At 62.7% G+C, this 21,348-nt stretch carries 13 protein-coding genes, 1 tRNA gene and 1 pseudogene; 5 read left to right on the top strand and 10 right to left on the bottom strand.

Going from position 1 to position 21,348, the window contains the following annotated elements; genetic code table 11:
* Positions 1-40 precede the first annotated feature (40 nt).
* The 3 genes from R1A29_RS13695 to R1A29_RS13685 all read left to right on the top strand — a co-directional run bounded on the left by R1A29_RS13695 (position 41) and on the right by R1A29_RS13685 (position 3,472).
* Positions 41-766 carry a response regulator gene (locus tag R1A29_RS13695; RefSeq protein ID WP_438301865.1) on the top strand — a complete coding sequence of 242 codons (726 nt, stop codon included), beginning with the start codon at positions 41-43 and terminating at the stop codon, positions 764-766.
* Positions 763-2,097 (top strand): ATP-binding protein, encoded by a 1,335-nt coding sequence (locus tag R1A29_RS13690; RefSeq protein WP_438301864.1) that lies wholly within the window; start codon positions 763-765, stop codon positions 2,095-2,097. The genes R1A29_RS13695 and R1A29_RS13690 overlap by 4 nt, the downstream gene beginning before the upstream one ends.
* A gap of 79 nt (positions 2,098-2,176) precedes the next feature.
* Positions 2,177-3,472, top strand: a complete 1,296-nt coding sequence (locus R1A29_RS13685) for an OprD family porin (protein ID WP_438301863.1) — start codon at positions 2,177-2,179, stop codon at positions 3,470-3,472.
* A 10-nt stretch (positions 3,473-3,482) separates the two neighbouring features.
* Here the strand turns inward: R1A29_RS13685 and R1A29_RS13680 are convergent.
* The 7 genes and pseudogenes from R1A29_RS13680 to fdnG all read right to left on the bottom strand — a co-directional run bounded on the left by R1A29_RS13680 (position 3,483) and on the right by fdnG (position 12,541).
* A tRNA-Sec gene (locus R1A29_RS13680) sits at positions 3,483-3,578 on the bottom strand.
* Between the two features lie 6 nt (positions 3,579-3,584).
* On the bottom strand, positions 3,585-5,504 hold the full coding sequence (gene selB / locus R1A29_RS13675; protein ID WP_438302043.1) for a selenocysteine-specific translation elongation factor: 1,920 nt from the start codon (positions 5,502-5,504) through the stop codon (positions 3,585-3,587).
* Positions 5,501-6,910, bottom strand: a complete 1,410-nt coding sequence (selA, locus tag R1A29_RS13670; RefSeq protein WP_438301862.1) for an L-seryl-tRNA(Sec) selenium transferase — start codon at positions 6,908-6,910, stop codon at positions 5,501-5,503. Before selA ends, selB begins: the two co-directional genes overlap by 4 nt.
* 48 nt (positions 6,911-6,958) lie before the next feature.
* Positions 6,959-7,885: a formate dehydrogenase accessory protein FdhE gene (fdhE, locus tag R1A29_RS13665; protein WP_438301861.1), complete on the bottom strand. Its 927-nt coding sequence runs from the start codon at positions 7,883-7,885 to the stop codon at positions 6,959-6,961.
* A 3-nt stretch (positions 7,886-7,888) separates the two neighbouring features.
* Complete coding sequence (locus R1A29_RS13660) at positions 7,889-8,542, bottom strand: formate dehydrogenase subunit gamma (RefSeq protein ID WP_114882931.1); 654 nt, start codon at positions 8,540-8,542, stop codon at positions 7,889-7,891.
* Positions 8,539-9,474, bottom strand: a complete 936-nt coding sequence (fdxH, locus tag R1A29_RS13655; RefSeq protein WP_438301860.1) for a formate dehydrogenase subunit beta — start codon at positions 9,472-9,474, stop codon at positions 8,539-8,541. Before fdxH ends, R1A29_RS13660 begins: the two co-directional genes overlap by 4 nt.
* A pseudogene (gene fdnG, locus R1A29_RS13650) lies at positions 9,475-12,541 on the bottom strand (formate dehydrogenase-N subunit alpha).
* Between the two features lie 219 nt (positions 12,542-12,760).
* On the opposite strand from fdnG, the gene R1A29_RS13645 reads away from it, so the two are divergent.
* Entirely contained in the window at positions 12,761-13,915 is a 1,155-nt protein-coding gene (locus R1A29_RS13645; RefSeq protein WP_438301859.1) for a MalY/PatB family protein, read from the top strand.
* A 141-nt stretch (positions 13,916-14,056) separates the two neighbouring features.
* On the top strand, positions 14,057-15,400 hold the full coding sequence (locus tag R1A29_RS13640) for a cation:proton antiporter (protein WP_438301858.1): 1,344 nt from the start codon (positions 14,057-14,059) through the stop codon (positions 15,398-15,400).
* 2 nt (positions 15,401-15,402) lie between these two features.
* Here the strand turns inward: R1A29_RS13640 and R1A29_RS13635 are convergent, their stop codons facing one another.
* The 3 genes from R1A29_RS13635 to R1A29_RS13625 are packed head-to-tail and all read right to left on the bottom strand — an operon-like array spanning position 15,403 to position 21,300.
* On the bottom strand, positions 15,403-17,322 hold the full coding sequence (locus R1A29_RS13635; RefSeq protein WP_438301857.1) for a PAS domain S-box protein: 1,920 nt from the start codon (positions 17,320-17,322) through the stop codon (positions 15,403-15,405).
* A 10-nt stretch (positions 17,323-17,332) separates the two neighbouring features.
* Positions 17,333-19,651, bottom strand: a complete 2,319-nt coding sequence (locus R1A29_RS13630) for an ATP-dependent DNA helicase (protein ID WP_438301856.1) — start codon at positions 19,649-19,651, stop codon at positions 17,333-17,335.
* Positions 19,648-21,300 carry a VRR-NUC domain-containing protein gene (locus R1A29_RS13625; RefSeq protein ID WP_438301855.1) on the bottom strand — a complete coding sequence of 551 codons (1,653 nt, stop codon included), beginning with the start codon at positions 21,298-21,300 and terminating at the stop codon, positions 19,648-19,650. Before R1A29_RS13625 ends, R1A29_RS13630 begins: the two co-directional genes overlap by 4 nt.
* Between the last annotated feature and the right edge of the window lie 48 nt (positions 21,301-21,348).

Genomic DNA, 21,348 nt, shown 5'->3' with positions numbered 1-21,348 from the left:
CCCCGCGATCGAAATGGTTTTAGATGCCCTCTTTTGATTCATGGATCCTGCAAACGTGAGCAGACTGCTGATCGTCGATGACGACGTGGAAATTCTGTCCCTGCTGAAGAAGTTCTTCGTTCAGCACGCCTATGAAGTCGACGTGGTAACGGATGGCCAGGCCATGTGGGCGGCCATTGACCGGGCACGGCCGGACACGATCATTCTCGACCTGATGCTGCCGGGTGAAGGCGGTTTGAGCCTGTGCCAGAAAATCCGCGCGCAGATGGGGATCCCGATCATCATGCTGACGGCCATGGCCGAGCTGAGTGACCGGATTGTTGGTCTGGAACTGGGGGCCGACGATTACCTGACCAAACCCTTCGCGCCCCAGGAATTGCTGGCCCGGGTGCGCGCGCTGCAACGCCGCGCCGGCGAACACGGCCACCGCACCAGCGAGCCGGCACGCCCGGTGATGACCTTCGCCGGTTGGCACCTGGACATTACCTGCCGCGAGCTGCGCTCACCCGAGGGCGTGATGATTCCGATGTCCGGCGGGGAATTTGATCTGTTGCTGGTCTTTCTCGAACATCCGCAACGCATCCTGACCCGCGAACAACTGATCGACCTGACCCACGGCCAGGGCCACGACGCCTTTGATCGCAGCATCGACGTGCAGGTCAGCCGCTTGCGGCGCAAGATCGAACCGGACAGCAAACGCCCCGATCTGATCCGCACCGTGCGCAATGGCGGCTATATGTTCACCGCCAAGGTCAGCCGCTCATGATCAGTCGAATCCTGCCGCGCGATACGCTCAGTCGCCGCATCGCCCTGACGATTGTCGCGGCCATGCTTGCCTCGCTGGCTTTCAATGCCCTGTTCGTGCAGGTGGCGGGCATCTGGGCCCGTCCGCCCATCGAACGCACCGGATTGCTGGAACGGATTGCTGCGAGTGCGCGGGTGATCGAGGCCGCGCCCGCGCAATTGCGCCCGCAACTGGCGAGTGCCGCCAGCAGTCCTTCGCTGGAAGTGGTGTGGAACGCGCAGCGCAGCGAATTCAAACTGCCCGGCGACGGCGCCGCGGTCGAGACCTCGAAGATTCCGGCGCTGGAACAATTGCTGGGCAGTCACCGGGAAGTCGAAGTGTTCAACCCCGATGACTGGCCGCCAGGCAGTGCCCAGGCGCACTATGTCGCCCTCATTCCCTTGACCGATGGCAGCTGGCTGTCCTTCACGCCGCCGGAGCGTAGCTGGGGTCTGACCCTGAACGCCCGGATCGCGGTGATTGCCTCACTGGGCCTGATCGCCACCTTGCTGGTTGCCTGGATCGCCACACGCCAACTGGCCAATCCGCTGCAACGCTTTGCCGGGGCCGCCAGGCGTTTTGGCGTCGACCTGAACGCCCCGCCCATCGAGATCGAAGGGCCCCACGAAATCCGCCAGGCCATCATCGCCTTCAACGCGATGCAGGCGCAGATCCAGCATTTCATCGGTGAGCGCACGCATATGCTCGCGTCCATCTCCCATGATTTGCGCGCGCCGTTGACCCGGATGCGCCTGCGCAGCGAATTCATGGAAGACCTGGACCATCAGCAGAAACTGATTCGCGACATCGAAGAAATGCAATCGATGATCAACGCCGCCCTGGCGTTTTTCCGCGAAGGCACACAGCTTGAACAACCCACGGCGTTCGATCTGTCGGAACTGCTGCAAACCATCCTCGACGATTACCGCGACCAGCACATCCTCATCGACTTCAACGGCCCGGCCCACCTGGTCTACGACGGCCGGCCGCTGAGCCTGAAGCGAGTGATCGTCAACCTGCTGGAAAACGCCGTGAAATACGCCGAGCGCCCACGCATCGCACTCAGCCGCAACGCGCACTCGATCTGCATCGAAGTCTGCGACGAAGGACCGGGCATTCCCGAAGAGGCGTTGCAACGAGTGTTCGATCCGTTCTTCCGCCTCGAAACCTCGCGCAACCGCGAAACCGGCGGCGTCGGCCTCGGTCTCTCGGCGGCCCGGGCGATCGTTCGCGAACAGGGTGGCGAACTGACCTTGAGCAATCGCAAGGGCTCGGGGCTGGTGGCGAGGATCGATTTGCCGGTGGTCGATTGACTCAGCACATCCGCTCAATCATTCAGAAGTAGCCCGCACGACAATCCGGCGACATTCCACCATCGCCGGTCACTGACACATGAAAGGTTTCTCGCCCTCGGGTATCACGCTGGCCTTGCTGCTGGGCGGTGTCGCCAACACAGCATGGGCCAGCGGTTTTCTGGATGACGCCAAGGGCGAAGTGCTCAGCCGCAATTTCTTCCTGAGCAACGACTACCGCTCGCCCTCGCCCAGCGGCAAGAACTACAAACAGGAGTGGGCTCAGGGGTTTATCGGCACTTTCGCATCCGGTTTCACCGACGGGACGGTCGGTTTCGGCCTTGATGCGCATGCCTTTTACGGGCTGAAACTGGACGGCGGCCGGGGACATTCGGGCACCGGTCTGTTGCCGGTGGACAGTGACGGTCGCAGCGAAAGCGAGTATTCCAGCGCTGGCGGTGCACTGAAATTCAAAGCCTCGCGCACCACCCTCGCCTTCGGCGAAATGACCGTCGAAACGCCGGTGTTCGACACCTCGGACAAACGTCTGCAACCGGAATACGCCACCGGATTCCTGCTCAACAGCCGTGAAATCGACAACGTCAATCTGGTGGCCGGACATTTCACCGCGTTCAAGAATCAGGACAGCTCATCCGGCCAAGGCGACTTCCAGGGCTATGGCGCCAATACCAAGGCCGGCGGAATCAGCTTCATCGGCGCAGACCTGTTCAGCGGCAGCCCGGTCGGTGGTGCGCTGTACGCCTCCGACCTCAGCGAAACCTGGCACCAGTACTACGCCAACCTGCATTTCAAACAGTCCGGCGTGGTGCTCGACGCCAACGTCTATCACACCCGTGATACCGGGCAGGCACTGGCCGGGGAAATCGACAACACCGCGTTCAGTCTCTCGGGCAAATACGTCTTCGGCCCGCACGCGGTGATGCTCGGCTGGCAACGCATCAACGGTGACACACCGTTCGATTTCGTCGGTGGCGATTCGATCTATCTGGCCAACTCGATCAAATACGCCGACTTCAACGGCGCCCACGAGCGCTCGTGGCAGGCCCGCTACGATCTCGATTTCGGCGCGTTCGGCATTCCCGGGCTCAACTTCATGACCCGATATGTCTCCGGCAGCCACATCGACGGCACCCACGCGCCCAAGGGTGGCGCCTACAACACGTTCGACCCGGACAGCGGCCAGTACCAGCCACAGCAAGGCGACGGCGGCAAGCACTGGGAGCGCGATATCGATCTGCGTTACATCGTCCAGTCCGGCGCGGCCAAGGACCTTTCCGTGCAGCTGTCCCACGTCTCGCACCGGGCCAACAGTGCTCAGGCGGGGGATGACATTGACCGGATCTACGTGGTGATTCAGTACCCGCTGGGGTTCTGAATGCAGAAAATGGCGGAAGGCAGCCGGAGTCGAACCTGCCCGGGAACGGATGCCGTCCCCAACCGGGTTTGAAGCCCGGCCGCGCCACCGGGCGCGATTGCCTTCCTTGAACTCAGTCGGCGCCGGGACTGGCCAGCGCGTTGTCGAAGCGGATCTGTCGACCCTCGCCGAGACGCCGGGTCAGGCCGAGGCGGTCGAAGTATTCGAGGATCTGGATACTGCGTTTGCGTCCCAAGCCTAGCGCATCGCGGAACGCCGTGACTTGAATCGGCGGATTTTCTTCACCCAGACGCAACAACACAGCCGCCATCTGCCGCAAGGTGATGTCGGTAAAGAACAAGTCCCGCACCACCTGATGCACCACGCCCAGCCGCGCCAGTTTGCGTAACAACAGCCGGACCGTGGCGTCTTCCTGAGCCACCGCTTTGGCCACATCGCGCACCCACGGCGGGTCGAATCCGGCCTGTTCGAACAGCGGCTGCAACGCCTGCCACAGGGTTTCATCGTCGGCATTCAGGCGCACCTGATGGTCCGGCAGGTGAAGCCACGGGCCGCTGGCGGTGAACGAACCGGCGCTGCGCAGTTCTTCCAGCAGGCTGATGAAGGTCGTATGCTCGATGTTCAGGCCGCTGAAGCGCCGCAGTCGATCACGGTCCGGGCCCATCTGATCGGGCTCCAGTTCATGGAAGCGCGCCAGTTGCTCCAGCAAGGTGAACTTGAGAATGCCCCAACGCTGGGCGTTGAACAGCACCTGGCCCTGACGGGTTTCGATCAGACGGACGTTGTCCGGCAGCGACCAGCCCTCACGCGGACGGTTGAACTGACGCTCCAGACGCTGCGAATCAATGCCGCTTTCGCTGTACTCCAGCAGTGTTGGCAGCGCTTGCTCCAGACTGGAGCTGATCGCCAGCGCCCGCAATTGCGCCAGACGCCCGGAGCTGCGCCGTTGCCGGGCCGGGGCGAACGGATCAAGCAACTGGCCGCCGCCGAGCGTGCGCTGGGCACTGGGATCGCGCAGGATCAGTCGGTCGCCCTTCACGCCGTGTACCGGGACATGGGTCAACAGTTGTGCGAGCATGCGTTCGCCCGGAAGCAGCCGGGGTCCTTCGAGCAATGCCACGCGGGCGATCACATCTTGCGTGCCGAGGTGCAGATGCACGGGCTGGAAGTGTTCGAAGGTGCGTGTCTCATCGGGCAGCAGCTGGAAATCGATGTCCAGGCGTTGAGTCGGCGCGAACAGTGCTTCGGCGAGCAGCCAATGCCCGCGATGGATGTGCCCGAGCTCCAGGCGATCAGCGCTGATGTTCAGGGCTACACGCTGGCCGGCAAACGCCAGTTCTGCGGGTTGATTCTGCGCATGCAGCCCCCTCACCCGCACCGTTTTGTCCGACGGCCCGAGGATCAGTCTGTCGCCCACCGCGACCATTCCCGACAGCGCCGTGCCCGTCACCACAATCCCGGCACCGGCGACGCTGAACGCCCGGTCGATGGCCAGACGAAACCCACCCTCGCGCCCCCGCTTCAACACTTCACTTTGCGCCTGCAGCAACGCTTGCCGCAGCGCATCGACGCCTTCACCCGTCACGCTTGAAACCGCGAGCATCGGCGCGCCTGCAAACGGACCGAGCGCCAACAGATGCTCGATTTGCCGGCGAACCTCCACCACCCTGCCCGCCTCGACCCGATCGCACTTGGTGATCGCCACCAGAGCCCGTGGAATGCCCAGCAACTCGACAATCGCCAGATGCTCGCGGGTCTGGGGCATCACACCGTCATCCGCCGCGACCACCAGCAACACCAGATCGATGCCCTGGGCGCCGGCCAACATGTTGTGAGTGAATTTCTCGTGGCCCGGCACGTCGATGAACCCGGTCAGCCCCGCTCCGGGCGCCAGTTCGGCATAGAGATAACCGAGGTCGATGGTCATGCCCCGCTCGCGCTCCTGCGGGCGGCGGTCGCCGGCTTGCCCGGTCAGCGCCTGGAGCAACGAAGTCTTGCCGTGGTCGATGTGCCCGGCGGTGCCGACGATCATGTCTGCAACGGCCCGAGTTGCGCGAGCCACGCTGGTTCGTCGTCGAGTTGCCGCAGATCCAGCCACAGCGCGTCATCGTCGAGGCGTCCGAGCACCGGGATCGGCAATTCTCGCAATGCGCTCTGCAGATTCAGCAGCGAGCGCCCGCGTAGGCGTTTCGACACTTGAGGGCGAGCGCACAATGCCGCGCTCGGCAGCCGCGCCGCCACCGGTTGGCTGCCGCTGCCGATCATGCCCAGTGTCTTCTCCGCCGTGACCGCCCAGGTTTCACCGAGCACCTTGGCCAATGCCGGTTGCAGGCGTTCGGCCTGAGCCAGAATGTCATCTTGCGAGCGGGTCAGCAGGCGCAAGGTCGGCAACCGCTCGGCCAGGCGATCCGGATCGCGATAGAGCCCGAGCACCGCTTCCAGCGCCGCCAGCGTCATCTTGTCGACCCGCAAGGCCCGTTTCAGCGGGTTCTTTTTGATTTTCGCGATCAGATCTTTACGCCCGACAATAACGCCCGCCTGCGGCCCGCCGAGCAGTTTGTCGCCGCTGAAGGTGACGATGTCCGCGCCATCGAGCAAGGCCTGGCGCACTGTCGGTTCCGCCGGCAGGCCCCAGCGGGTCAGGTCCAGCAGGCTGCCGCTGCCGAGGTCTTCGAGCAGCGGCAAACCATGACGATGGGCCAGCTCCGCCAATTCAGCCGTCGGCACCCGGGCGGTAAAACCCTCGATGCTGTAATTGCTCGCATGCACCCGCATGATCAAGCCGCTGCGCGGGCTGATCGCCGCTTCGTAATCCCGCGCATGGGTGCGATTGGTGGTGCCGACCTCGTGCAGACGCACGCCGGCCCGGGCCATGATGTCGGGGATGCGGAACGCACCGCCGATTTCGATCAGTTCGCCCCGCGAGATGATGCCTTCCTTGCGCGCGCCGAGGCTGTTGAGGGTCAGCAGCACCGCAGCGGCATTGTTGTTGACCACGGTGACGGCTTCGGCGCCGGTCAGCTCGCGGATCAGGCCTTCGATCAGGTCGTCACGGTCACCGCGCTTGCCGCTGGCCAGGTCGAATTCGAGGTTCAAGGGATAACGGGCCGCCAGTTGCACGGCGTCGATGGCCTCTTCCGGCAACAATGCGCGGCCCAGATTGGTGTGCAGCACCGTGCCGGTCAGGTTGAACACTCGCCGCACCTGACTGCGCTGTTGCAATGCCAGACGCTCGGCAATCCTGCCGGCCAGGGCTTCAGGGCTGATCTCGACGGCGGAGAGCTGTCCCGCCACGACCGAATCGCGCAAGTCGTCGAGCAACTGACGCAACATCGCCAGCAGCGCCTCGCGCCCGTGTCGCTCGGCCACGGGCTGGAAGGCGTTGTGACGCAACAGACTGTCGATGGATGGCAAACGCTGGGCAACACTGGCAGGCATCAGACGCTCCGGATAAAAAGCCGTTGCGCCAGAGTGTAGACGCTCGGCTCATTCGTCTCCGGGTGCCAGCAATAGATTCGGTGCCAGTCGCTGATAGCCGTCCTGGGCCAGACGCATGTCCAGCAGCAGACTGCTCAGGTCCGCCGACAAGGCTTCGGCCTCGGCATCGTTTTCCAGATACAGCAGTTTCAGATAGCTGTTGCATCCCGGGCAGACCTCGGCCCGCAGCGGCGCCTGATTGGCGGCGTGGCGATCGTCTTCCAGGCTCAGGTATTCCAGCCCTTTGCTCTGCTCGCAATACACGCATTTGACCCGCACCACATGCCATTCGCAGGCGCACAGCGAACACACCAGATAACGCAAACCGTTGTGCTTGCCACGATGACGGATCACCCCGGCCATGGCTGGCGAACCACAGGCCGGGCACTGACCGAGGCTGTTGCCGGGCGCAAGTTGCAAGTGCGGTGCGCTGAGCAGCCAGTGGCTCCAGGCTGTTTGCAGCGCCGCGCCAAGAAACGGCACCAGCGCCGCCGGCACCAGCGAATACTGGCCGCTGACCAGCGCCACCGCCCAGGCCCGCAACTGGCCGGAGCTGGCGACCCGCAACGACGTGACCGCATCGGCGACGGCAGGTTGTTCGGGTGCACCGTAGCGTTGCAGCAAGGCATCGAGATACGCCTGCCAGCCGTCCTCGCGGATCAGGGTGTCGGCGGCAAACGGCGGCATGCCGTGCTGCCGGCAGACTTCAAGACGTTGCTCATCAATCGGGGCGTTTGAAGGCGGATCGTCGAGGACTTGCTGCTGCACGCGGCACAGTCCGGCGATCAGGCGCAGGTAGTCGGCCAGCGGATGACCGATCGCCAGGTGTTCCAGACGTTCGGCGCGCAATGCGAACAGGTTGTGCGGCGGCAAGTGCAGAAACGGCGGCGCACTGGCCGCCGCTTCGATTTCCCCGGGTTCAAGAATGGTTGGCAAGTGTCAGCCCTTTTTGGTGACCGGTCGCTCCGGCGGATCCTGGGATTCCACTTCGCGATACCAGAGTGCGTGATGTTTTTTCGCCCAGGCGCGGCTGACCCAGCCGTGCAGCATCGCGTCCACCGAGCCCTTGATCCAGATGCCGGCATAGATGTGCACGATGATGCTGAGGATCAGCACAAACCCGGCCAGTGCATGCAGCAACATCGCCCAGCGAATCGTGGTGATGCCGAAGTAATGACTGAAGTACGCGCGCCAAATCACCAGCCCCGTGAACAACAGCCCGAGCATGCACAGCAGTAAAGTCCAGAACAGCATCTTTTGCCCGGCGTTGTATTTGCCCACCGGCGGTACGGTCTCTTCGTCGTTGACCAGCACCCGGTCGATGCGCCGCAGCCACTTCCAGTCGTTGTCGATAAAGAAGTTCGAACGCCAGAAACGGAACACCAGGCCGAGGAAGAACACGAACATCAACACGCCCATGAACGGATGCAGAATCCGCGTCCACGGCCCGCCGCCGAACAGGTTGGTCAGCCAGAACATCGACGGATGAAACAGCGCCAGTCCAGAAAGCCCCGCCATAAAGAAAAGAATCGCCACCAGCCAGTGGTTGGTGCGCTGGTTGGCGGTGTAACGCAGGATCGTCTTGTTGCTCATGGCCGGTCCTCCCCGCGTGGATCGAAGGTGTGCACCGCCGGGTCGACCACGTGGACCGAGTTGTCGGGCGGTTCCGGATGGTCATCCTCTTCGGTGCGGTTCGGGCCGATACGCACATAGTGGAAGAACCCGGCCAGCACTGCCGCACCCATGGCCAGCAGGCCCAGGGTTTTGCTGATGCCTTTCCACAGGCCCACCAGCGGACTGATGGCCGGATTTTCCGGCAGGCCGGCGTAGATCTTCGGCGTGTCGGCATGATGCAGCACGTACATGACGTGGGTGCCGCCGACGCCTTCAGGATCGTACAGACCGGCGTTGTCGAAACCACGGCTCTTCAGGTCGACGATGCGTTCGGCCGCGTGGGTTTTCATGTCTTCCTTGCTGCCGAAGACAATCGCCCCGGTCGGGCAGGTTTTCACGCAGGCCGGCTCCAGTCCCACCGCTACGCGGTCCGAACACAAGGTGCATTTGTAGGCCTTGTGGTCTTTCTGCGAGATGCGCGGAATGTTGAACGGGCAACCGGTGATGCAATAACCGCAACCGATGCAGTGGTCCTGATCGAAATCGACGATGCCGTTGGCGTGCTTGATGATCGCCCCCGGGCTCGGGCACGCCGCCAGACAACCGGGTTCGGCGCAGTGCATGCAGCCGTCCTTGCGGATCAGCCATTCAAGGTTGCCGGCGTCGGTTTCGTGCTCGGTGAAGCGCATCAGCGTCCACGACTCCGCGCTCAGATCCTGCGGGTTGTCGTAGGTGCCATGGTTGTGACCGACTTCGTCGCGCAGCTCGTTCCATTCCGAGCACGCGACCTGACAGGCCTTGCAGCCGATGCATTTGGTGGTGTCGATCAGCTTGGCGACTTCCTCCTGATTGCGCACCGAGGGTGCCGGGGTCGTGGTGGCCGAGCGGGCGATGATGTCTTGGCTGGCCATCTATATTTTCTCCACGTTGACCAGGAATGACTTGGATTCCGGGGTCTGTGTATTGCCATCGCCGAGGAACGGCACCAGGGTGTTGGTCAGGTAGCCGTGACGCGTCAGGCCGGTGAAACCCCAGTGCAGCGGGATGCCGATCTGATGCACGACCTGGCCGTTGACCTGCAACGGCCGGATCCTTTTGGTCACCACCGCTACCGCTTCGATAAACCCGCGCTTGCAGCTGACCCGCACCCGGTCACCGGCAGCGATGCCCTTCTCTTTGGCCAGCACTTCGCCGATCTCCACAAACTGCTCCGGTTGGGCAATCGCGTTTAACCGACAGTGTTTGCTCCAGAAGTGGAAATGCTCGGTCAGCCGGTAACTGGTGGCGGCGTACGGGTAATCCTTGGCCACGCCGAGGCTGTCCCACACCGAATCGAAGATCCTGGCCGCCGGGTTGCTGGTGGCTTTCTTGTTTTCGGGGTGCAGCGGGTTGATACCGATCGGCGTTTCGAACGGCTCGTAGTGCTCGGGGAATGGCCCTTCGTTCATCTTGTCGACGGCGAAGAACCGCGCCACGCCTTCGGGGTTCATGATGAACGGGTTCATCCCGGCTTCCGGTGGCACGTCGGCCTTGTAGTCCGGAACGTCGGTGCCGCCCCAGGCCTTGCCGTTCCACCACACCAGGCGTTTTTTCGGGTCCCAGGGTTTGCCCTGCATGTCCGCCGAAGCGCGGTTGTAGAGAATCCGCCGGTTGGCCGGCCAAGCCCACGCCCAGCCTTGGTGTTGATGCATGCCATACGGATCGGCATTGTCGCGCCGGGCCATCTGGTTACCGGCCTCGGTCCAGCTGCCGCAGAAAATCCAGCAACCGGAGGCGGTGCTGCCGTCATCCTTGAGCTGGGCGAAGGCGGCCAGTTGCGAATTGCCCTTGATCGCCGCGCCCGTGGCGTCGGTGAAGTCGGTGGTGGCGTAGCCGTTGACCTCCTTGGCGATTTCTTCCGGCGACGGCTCTTCCGGAATCTTGTAGGGCCAGGAGAGTTTGAGGATCGGATCGGGATAGGCCCCGCCCTCGGTCTGGTAACGCTGACGCAGGCGCATGAACAGCTCGGTCATGATCCGCACGTCGGTGCGTGACTCGCCGGGGCCGTCGGCGCCTTTCCAGTGCCATTGCAGCCAGCGGCTGCTGTTGACCAGCGAGCCGTCCTCTTCGGCAAAGCAGGTGGTGGGCAGGCGAATGACTTCGGTCTGGATGTCGGCGCTTTTCACATCGTTGTACGGCCCGACGTTTTCCCAGAACTGCGAGGTTTCGGTGGCGAGCGGATCCATCACCACCAGCCATTTCAGTTTGGCGAGAGCAGCCATTACCCGGTTCTTGTCCGGCAGTGCGGCAATCGGGTTGAAGCCCTGGCACATGTAACCGTTGACCTTGCCCTGCCCCATCAGGTCGAACACCTTGAGGATGTCGTAGTTGGGGATGTCGAGTTTCGGCAGGTAGTCGTAGGCCCACTGGTTTTCGGCGGTCGCGTTGGCGCCGTACCAGGCTTTCATCAGGCTGACGTGGAACTTGCTGTAGTTCTGCCAGTAGGACAGTTGTCCCGGCCGCAACGGCAATTGCGTGCGTTTCTTGATGTAGCTGTTGTAGTCCTGTTCTGCGTCGGTGGGCAGGGTCAGGTAACCCGGCAACGAGTTCGACAGCAACCCGAGGTCGGTCAGGCCCTGAATGTTCGAGTGCCCGCGCAAGGCGTTGACCCCGCCGCCGGGCATGCCGACGTTGCCCAGCAACAGTTGCACCATCGCTGCGCTGCGGATGATCTGCGAGCCGATCGAGTGCTGGGTCCAGCCCAATGCGTAAAGGATGGTCATGGTCTTGCCCGGTTGCGAGCAAGTGGCGATTTCCTCCCAGATTTTCTTCATTGCATCGACCGGCATGCCGCAGATCTGGCTCGCCAGGTCGATGTTGTAGCGGCTGTAATGCTGCTTCATCAGTTGATAGACGCAGCGCGGGTCCTGCAGGGTCGGGTCGACCTTGGCAAAGCCGTCCTCGCCCAGTTCGTAACCCCAGCTGGATTTGTCGGTGTAGCTGCGTTTGGCCGCGTCGTAACCGGTGAACAGCCCGTCCTCGAAGCCGAACCCGGCTTTGACGATGAACGACACGTCGGTGTAGTTGCGCACGTACTCGTGCTGGATTTTGTCCTCGGTCAGCAGGTAATTGATCAGCCCGCCCATGAACGCGATATCGCTGCCGGTACGAATCGGCGCGTAGTAATCGGCCACGGACGCGGTCCGGGTGAATCTCGGGTCGACCACAATCAGCCGCGCCGCGTTGTGCGCCTTGGCCTCGGTCACCCATTTGAAGCCGCATGGATGCGCTTCAGCGGAGTTGCCGCCCATCACCAGGATCAGATTCGCGTTGGCGATATCGGTCCAGGTGTTGGTCATGGCTCCACGGCCGTACGTCGGGGCAAGACTTGCCACCGTCGGGCCGTGTCAGAACACGCGCCTGGTTATCGAACCCCAGCATGCCGAGACTGCGCACCACCTTATGGGTGATGTAACCCGCTTCGTTGGACGCCGCCGACGCTGCGAGGAACCCGGTGGTCAGCCAGCGGTTCACCGTCTGCCCCTGGGCGTTCTTCTCGACGAAATTGGCGTCGCGGTCGGCCTTCATCAGGTCGGCGACGCGGTCGAGGGCTTCGTCCCAGGTGATCCGTGTCCATTCGCTGCTGCCGGGCTTGCGCACCTGCGGGTACTGCAAGCGGCCCGGACTGTGAATGAAGTCCAGCAGGCCGGCGCCTTTCGGGCACAGGGTGCCGCGGTTGACCGGGTGGTCGGCGTCGCCCTCGATATGGATGATGTTTTGCGCAACGTTCTTCGCGGCATCGCCCTGGCTGTACATGATCAAACCGCAACCGACCGAGCAATACGGGCAGGTGTTGCGGGTTTCATGGGTGTGGGCAAGCTTGAAGTGGCGCACCTGCTCGGCGAAGGCCAGCGTCGGGGCCATGCCCAACGCGCCCAGGCTAGAGCCTGCAAGGCCGATACCGGCGACCTTGAAGAACTGACGACGGCTGAGATCCATCGTGCACTCCTGATCAGGTGGAACCCGGTACTTGAGCCGGGTTTTTTCTGGACAATCACGGTGGCGGCAAGCGAGTGCCGACTTTTTCACTGTAGACAACGGCGCCGTGGTCTGTGTGAAAACCGACCGTCGGCCATTCGTCGGTCACAAGTTCGCGCCCGCAGGGGATGGAGGTTTATCATCGCCGGCACGACCCATCTCCGCCCTCAGAGACCGCGCATGACTTTCGATTTTGATCAGGTATTCGACCGCCACGACACCGGCAGCACCAAGTGGAGCCGCTATGCGGCCGATGTGTTGCCGATGTGGGTCGCTGACATGGATTTCGCGGCACCGCCGGTGGTCATCGAGGCGCTGCAACAGCGTCTGCTGCACCCCTTGGTCGGCTACAGCGTCGCCCAGGACAATTTGCGCGAGGCCATCGTTGCCGACCTCTGGAACAAGTTCGCCTGGCGGGTCAAACCGCAGGAGCTGATCTTCCTGCCGGGCGTCGAATCGGGTTTCAACATGGCGCTCAAGGCGCTGGTGCAACCGCAACAGAATGTCGTGGTGCAAACCCCGAACTACCCGCCGCTGCGCCATGCACCGGGCCATTGGGGCCTGAACAAGGTCGAGCTGGAATTCAACGCCCAGGCCGACGGCACCTACGCCACGCCACTGGATGCCTTGCGTGAATCCCTGACCGGTGGCGGCGCCCTGCTGCTGAGCAACCCGCACAACCCGATCGGCAAGGTCTTCGACCGTGAAGAACTGCAAGCGGTGGCCGACATCTGCATGGCGCAGGACGCCTGGATCATCTCCGACGAAATCCACGCCGAACTGTGCTACGACGGTCGCGTGCACATTCCGACCGCGTCCCTGAGCCCGGAAATCGCCCAACGCACCATCACCCTGATGTCGGCGAGCAAGGCCTACAACATTGCCGGCCTCAAGACCTCGTTCATGATCATTCAGGACAGCGCCCTGCGCGAGCGCGTCAACCACGCCCGTTGCGGCATGGTCGACAGCGTCAATCCGCTGGGCATGGAAGCCACCCGTGTGGCTTACAGCGAGGCCGGGCCGTGGCTAAAGGAACTCAAGCAATACCTGCAAGCCAACCGTGACTGGCTGGTGGACGCGGTTCGCAGCCGTCTGCCCGGCGTAACGATCAACGTGCCGCAGGGCACGTACCTGGCGTGGCTCGATTGCTCGGCCCTTGGTCTGGACAATCCGCAGCAGTTCTTCCTCGAACAGGCCCGCGTCGGACTCAGCCCGGGCATCGACTTCGGTGACCAGAGCCAGCAATTCGTGCGCCTGAACTTCGGTTGCCCGCGTTCGCTGCTGGAAGAAGGCATTGCGCGGATGGAGCGTGCGCTGGTCAAGCGCCAGGCCTGAATCATCGCGTCAATCACGGCGGGCGCCGTGCAAGTCAGCGCCCGCCGCCTCTCCCCCGAGAAAAACTGAACCGTCGCCGCGAGCACCTCTCCATACTTCATGGCCCTGTCGGGTCGCGATGGTCAGGGCGGGCCGCGAACCATGACATTCATTATCTGGGTAACGGTGCTGGGCGCCGTCCTGCTGATGCTGGCATTGACCTCATCGTACCTGCGCTGGATGCCGGTCACGACGTCGGCCGTGTGCCTGTTGCTCGGCATCGGTATTGGCCCGAGCGGGCTCGATCTGCTGAAACTGCCGCTGGAACATGCCGCCTCGTGGATGGAGCACCTGACTGAAGTCGCGGTGCTGTTTTCGCTGTTCGTCTGCGGTTTGAAGTTGCGGCTGCCGTTGCGCGACAAGCGCTGGCGGATAGCGTTCGGTCTGGCAGGCCCGGTGATGGTGCTGACGATCATCGGCGTCAGCCTGCTGCTGCATTACGGTCTGAAACTGTCGTGGGGGCCGTCGTTGCTGATCGCTGCGATATTGGCGCCCACCGACCCGGTGCTGGCGGCGCTGGTGCAGGTCAACGATGCGCGGGATGTCGACAGCGTGCGCTTGGGACTGTCCGGCGAGGCCGGCCTGAACGACGGCGTGGCGTTTCCCTTTGTGATCCTCGGGCTGTTGCTGCTGCAAGGCGATGGCCTGGCCGCGCAATGGAGCCACTGGGTGTTGCGCGATCTGCTCTGGGCAGTCCCTGTCGGTTTACTCACGGGTTACTGGATGGGCCGCGGCCTTGGCCGCGCCACCCTCGCGTTACAGACGCGCAATGAAGACAGCACCGTCAGCCCGAACGATTATCTGGCACTGGCCTTGATCGCACTGGCTTTTGTGGTGACCGAGTCCTTGGGCGGCTACGGCTTTCTGTCGGTGTTTGCCGCCGGACTGGGCCTGCGTCAGGAGGAAGTGAAGTCCACCGGCGCCCATCAGCCGCCGGCCGAGCATCTGGTGCAACCGGTGGTCGGCCACCAGAACGTCGAACCGCAACACGCCGTGCATGGCGACACAGAAGGCCTGGAAGGCAGTCAGGTGGCTGCCGGGATCATGATGGGCGACATGCTCGCTTTCGGTGGTCTGGTGGAACGGGCCATGGAAGTGTTTCTGGTGACTTTGCTCGGCGTGGTGCTGGTCACCCATTGGGACTGGCGGGCGCTGTGGGTCGGCGCGGTGCTGTTCTGTGTCATCCGCCCGGCCTGTGTGGCGTTGATGCCATGGGGATCGTTGCTGGTGTGGCGTCAGCGGATGTTGATCGGCTGGTTCGGCATTCGTGGCATCGGCAGCCTGTTCTATCTGTTCTACGCCTTGAACCACGGTCTGGGCGCCACAATGGCCGCGCAGTGTACCGATCTCACCCTTTCAGTCGTGGCCCTGAGCATTTTGCTGCACGGCATCAGCACCCAGCCGCTCCTTGCCCGTTACGAACAGCGTAAACAAGCTGACGCCTGACCTCACTTCATCGACTGGGCGATAATCTCCACCAGTTGCATCTGATTGAACGGTTTCGACAGCCGTGGCAGTTGCGCCGCAAACCCTTCGAGGCGCTCGGCGTAACCGGTGGCCAGGATGATCGGCAGGTCCGGCTTGAGCACGCGCACGGCGTGGGCCAGTTGCGCGCCGTTCATTTTCGGCATGGCCATGTCGGTGATCATCAGGTCGATCACTTCCCCTTGGTCAAAAAGTTCCAATGCCTGCGCACCGGAGGCTGCTCCGATAACCCGGTGTCCCAGATCCTCCAGCAACAGGCTGGTGCTGGTGCGCACCAGACTGTCGTCGTCCACCACCAGCACGCTGAGTCGCGGCACCGACGCCATGGTCGGCCTCGGGCTCAGGGGCTTGGCCGCCATCCCGTCGACGGCGACCGGCAGCCAAAGCTCGGCGCAAGTTCCTTGCCCCTTCACGCTTTTGAGAATGAAACGGCCGCCCAACTGTTCGATGAAACCATGCACCATCGACAACCCCAGCCCGGTGCCCTTGCCGAGGCCTTTGGTGGTGAAGAACGGATCGGTCGCCGAGGCCAGCGTCGCGTCGTCCATGCCTTCACCGGTATCGGTCACGCTCAGGCAGACATAGCGTCCCGCCGCAAGGCTTGCCTGACTCTCCTGCAAAACCACTCGCGGCTCGGCACCGATGACCACACTGCCGCCCTCGGACATCGCATCGCGGGCGTTGGTGGCCAGGTTGAGGACCGCCAGTTCGAGCTGGTTGGTGTCGGCGAGCACCGCTTCAAGATCGTCGGGAAACTGCGTTTCGATGCGAATCCCCGGCCCCAGTGAACTGCGCAACAGTCCGGTGATGCCCTGCACCAGTTTCGGGATGTCCACCGGTTCGGTCTTGAGTTCCTGGCGCCGGGCGAAGGCCAGCATGCGCTGGGTCAGTGACACGCCACGCAGCGCACCCTGGGTGGCGTTTTCCAGCAGACGGCTGACTTTCGGGTCGTCGCCGACGCGTTTAAGCACGATTTCCAGATTGCCGAGGATCACTGTCAGCAGATTGTTGAAGTCATGGGCGATACCGCCACTGAGCTGACCGATGGCCTGCATCTTCTGCGCCTGGAACAGCGCTTCGCGGGTTTGCTCCAGTGCCAGTTGCGCCTGGTGGGCTTCGGTCACGTCACGGGTGATCTTGGCAAAACCGAGCAACGTCCCGGTTTCGCCGCGAATCGCATCGACCACCACGTGGGCCAGAAACCGCGTGCCGTCCTTGCGCAGACGCCAGCTCTTGTTCTCGAACCGGCCTTCGCGCACAGCGGTTTCCAGCGCCCGTTGCGGCTCGCCGATCTCACGGTCTTCCGGGGTGTAGAACATCGAAAAATGCTTGCCGATCACTTCGTCCGGCGCATAGCCCTTGATCCGTTGCGCGCCGGGGTTCCAGTTGGTCACGCGGCCTTCCGGGCTGAGCATGTAGATCGCGTAGTCGGTGACGCCCTGCACCAGCAGACGGAACTGCTGTTCGCTTTGCTTGAGGGTTTCTTCGGCCATCTTGCGGTCGGTGAGGTCGCGGGTGATTTTCGCGAAACCGAGCAGTTGCCCGTCCGGACTGTAGATCGGATCGATCACCACGTGGCACCAGAAATGCGTGCCGTCCTTGCGCACCCGCCAGCCTTCGCCTTCGAACCGGCCTTCGCGGATCGCCGTGTCCAACGCACGCTGCGGCATACCGACGGCGCGGTCTTCATCGGTGTAGAACCGCGAAAAGTGTTCGCCGAGGATCTCGGCTTCCTCATAACCCTTGAAGCGTTTGGCCCCGGAGTTCCAGCTGGTGATGATGCCGCCGGGGTCGATCATGTAGATCGCATAATCGACCACGGCATCGATCAGCAGGCGAAAGCGCATTTCTTCGATCGCAGCGGACTTCTTGTTCTCGCTCATCAGGCTTGGCTCAAAGCAGGTTTTCAATAACAGGAGTATGCGTCAAACCGGCGGATTGAAAAGCTGCATCTGCATGATCGAGCTGCCACCAGCGCGGCAACAGCTGCTGGATGCGGCTCTCGGCAAAGCGGTCGTCGATCAGCATGACCACGCCGCGATCCTGCTGGGTGCGGATCACTCGCCCGGCAGCCTGCACCACTTTCTGCATGCCGGGAAACAGGTAGGTGTAGTCGTAACCGGCGCCGAAGATCGCTGCCATGCGCCGTTTCATCTGTTCATTGACCGGGTTGAGCTGTGCCAGACCCAGCGTGGCGACGAAGGCGCCGATCAACCGGGCTCCGGGCAAATCGATGCCTTCGCCGAATGCACCGCCGAGGACCGCGAACCCGACGCCCTGGCTGTGGGCCGTGAACTGATCGAGAAACGCCTGCCGCTGCGCTTCGGCCATGCCCCGTGATTGCTGCCAGATCGGTATGTGCGGATGCCGTTCAGCGAGCAACTGCGCGACCTGTTGCAGGTAATCGAAGCTGCTGAAGAACGCCAGATAATTGCCCGGACGCTCGGCGAACTGGCGAGCGATCAGTTCGACAATCGGCTCCAGTGACGCCTGACGATGGGTGAACCGGGTGGAAATCTGGCTGACGATCCGCACCTGCAACTGTTCGGCGCTGAACGGCGACTCAACGTCGATCCACACCGTGTCGGCCGGAGTGCCGAGCAGGTCGGCGTAATAGTGACGCGGGCTGAGGGTGGCGGAAAACAGCACGCAACTGCGGGCCGCTTTCAGGCGCGGGCCGAGCAGCGCGGCGGGCACCACGTTGCGCAGGCACAGTTGCGACAGCGGACGTTTGCGGTCGAGGTCGCGCTTGCTGATGTCGAACAGATAGTTCTCGTCGAACAACTCCGCGACCCGGCCGAATTGCAGCATCTCGAACCAGGCATTCTGCAAGCCGCTGTCGAGCCCTTGCGGGTGATCATTGAGGTAATCGCCAATGCTCGCGCTGCACGACGTAATGGCCTGCAGCAGTTTTTCCGGCGCCTTGTCATAGGCCTGATACGGCGCCAGTTGCGCGTTGTGCAAGGCATTCCATTCACGGTTGACCCGTTGCAGGGGCTTCTTCAACGCCTCGGGTGCGGTTTTACGCACGCTGTTGAAGATCCCCTGATCGAGGGTGGCGCTGTACATCTGCCGCCCGCGCTCGACCAGGTTATGAGCCTCGTCCACCAGCACCGCGACTTTCCATTGATTGAGCTGGGCCAGGCCGAACAGCAGCGCGGTGAAGTCGAAGTAATAGTTGTAGTCCGCCACCACCACATCGGCCCAGCGCGCCATTTCCTGGCTCAGGTAATACGGACACACCGAATGTTGCGCAGCGACTTCACGGATTGCCGCCTGATCCTGCAACTTCAATTGACTGGCGGCTTCACGGGCCGCCGGCAACCGGTCATAGAAGCCTTGAGCCAACGGGCAGGATTCGCCGTGACAGGCCTTGTCGGGATGCTCGCAAGCCTTGTCCCGGGCGACCATCTCCAGCACCCGCAACGGCAGGGTTGTGTGGTGATCGAACAGCACCTGCGCCGAATCCAGCGCCAGTTTACGCCCCGGTGTCTTGGCGGTGAGGAAATACACCTTGTCCAGTTGCTGCGGCGCCAGGGCCTTGAGCATCGGGAACAGCGTGCCGAGGGTCTTGCCGATGCCGGTGGGCGCCTGGGCCATCAGGCAGCGGCCGGTGCTGACGGCTTTGAATACCGACTCGGCAAGATGTCGCTGGCCGGGGCGAAATTCGGTGTGGGGAAAGCCCAGTTGCTGCGCCGCCTGATTGCGCGCTTCGCGGTGGGTCATTTCCTGCTCGGCCCATGCCAGGAACAAACCGCACTGTTGTTCGAAAAACTCGCGCAATGCTTCAGCGCTGAAGGCTTTGACCAGACAGGTTTCCTTTTCGCTGACGATGTCGAAGTACACCAGCGCGAGGTTGATCTGCTCCAGCTGCAACCGGCAGCACATCAGCCAACCGTAGATCTTCGCCTGCGCCCAATGCAGCGCGCGGTGATTGGCCGGTTGTTTGCTCAGGTCGCCACGGTAGGTTTTGACTTCCTCCAGGCAGTTCTGCGTCGGGTCGTAGCCGTCTGCCCGGCCCTTGACCTTCAAGGTGCGAAACTCGCCTTCCAGCGCCACTTCACTTTGATAGGCGTCATTGCGCCGCGAGGCGACGGTGCGGTGACCGGCGATGCCCTCCAGCGCGGTGGGCGACGGGGTGAAGCGCAAGTCGAGGTCGCCGCTCTTGGCGGTGAACTCGCACAGCGCCCGCACCGCGATGCTGTAGCTCAAGCGCCCTGCTCCGCCCATTGCACGTAACACACCGCCACCGGCATCTGGTGCGTGTGGCAGAACTCCAGCCAGCGCAGTTGATTGTCCTGCAAGCGGTCGCCGGGGCCTTTGACTTCGATCATCCGGTAGGTCTTGTGCTGCGGCCAGAACTGGATCAGGTCGGGCATGCCGGCGCGGTTGGCCTTGATATCCAGCAACAGGCGATTGAACCAGTGTTTGAGGTGTTCGGCCGGCAGGCAGGTCAGCGCTTGTTCCAGCAGTTCTTCGTTTAGTGCGCCCCAGAATACGAACGGCGACTGAATGCCCCACTTGGCGGCAAACCGGTTGCGAATGGTGTCGGCATAACGGCCATCATCGAGTTCCGCCAGACAGGCCTCGAACAACTCGGCCCGCCGTCCCTGGAAATCCTCGTGAAGCAAATCCGCCGGCCCGCGCTGGAACGGATTGAAAAACGCCCCCGGCAGCGGCGCGAAAATCGCCGGCCAGCACAGCAGGCCGAACAGCGAGTTGATCAGGCTGTTCTCGACGTAATGCACCGGGCCGGCGTCTTCATGCAGGTGCGCCTGCACGTGATACTCCACCGACAGCGCCGGATCGAGCCGAGGCAGGTGCAGATCCAGGCGCTCCACAGGCCTTGGCGCCACGCGCTTGAGCGATGGCCCGCCGAGTTTGCGCCGCAGCCGTGGCAGCGCCCGTTGCAGGCCCTGGTGTTCGGCGGCGCTTTCCGGCGCCTGTTCGGCCAGCGTGCCCAGCTCCAACGCCAGGGCATATTCGCCGCAGCGTTCCAGCACCCGGATCATCCGCAACCGAGCGCCGGGATAGGCACAGCCGCGATAAAGGCTCAGGGCCAGGGCAAATTCGGCGATGCGTTCGCAATGCTGGCCGATCTGGAACAGCAGCTTGCCGAGCCGACGCTGCAACCACGGGTTGTCGAACTGCAAATTGCTCAGTTCTTCGGCAATCGGCTCCAGCGCCTCGCCCGCCTCGAAACGCTGCTGGCAATCGTGCAGGAACAGGCAGGCATCGACGTCGGCACGGCTGCGCAAGCCTCGGGAATCAGCACTGAGCTCGACTTTTTCGTAGGTGTAGATTCCAAGGTCGGCGAGGACAAACTCCGACCAGTCCTGATACAGGTTGCCGAAGAACATCAGGCGAAACCGGTCACACAGGCCCATCAGCGTCAGGCTGAACAATCGGTCTGCAATCACCGGGCACCAGTCATGCCAGCAGCGAGACTCAGGAAACTGCTCGTGCAGAATCGGCAACCAGTCGACCTTGCGCCCCTTTGGATCATCGATGGCCGGGCCGAAGGCTTGCACGACTTCAGCCTTCAGCAGCAGATCAAACAGCTCCGACATCGACAGCAGCGCCTGTTCATCGAGCCAGCCATGATCGAGCAACGGCTGCGCGGCCAACGCGATGTCGCCAATTTCCGCATAACTAAGCTTGCCCACCCGAAAATGTACGCCCTTGCGCATCACCATCCGCACCAGCAAACCCTGGGAGCCGCGCGGCAGTGACTTGAAGTCGCGGATGAAGGCATGCTCCGTTTCGCTCATCACGTCGGCATAACGAAGCTCAAGCCAGTCAAGCACTTGCCGGAAGTTGTTGAGGTAATAGAACGGATCGTCGAGGGGGCTGGAAGTCACGGTGATAACGGGCCATGGCAAGCGAATACTGGTTATGCGTACAGATAC

This window comes from Pseudomonas sp. NMS19W (genome assembly GCF_051554255.1).
GTDB lineage: Bacteria > Pseudomonadota > Gammaproteobacteria > Pseudomonadales > Pseudomonadaceae > Aquipseudomonas > Aquipseudomonas kribbensis.
The sequence above is the reverse complement of the archived record's forward strand: the minus strand, read 5'-3'. Positions and strand labels throughout refer to the sequence as shown.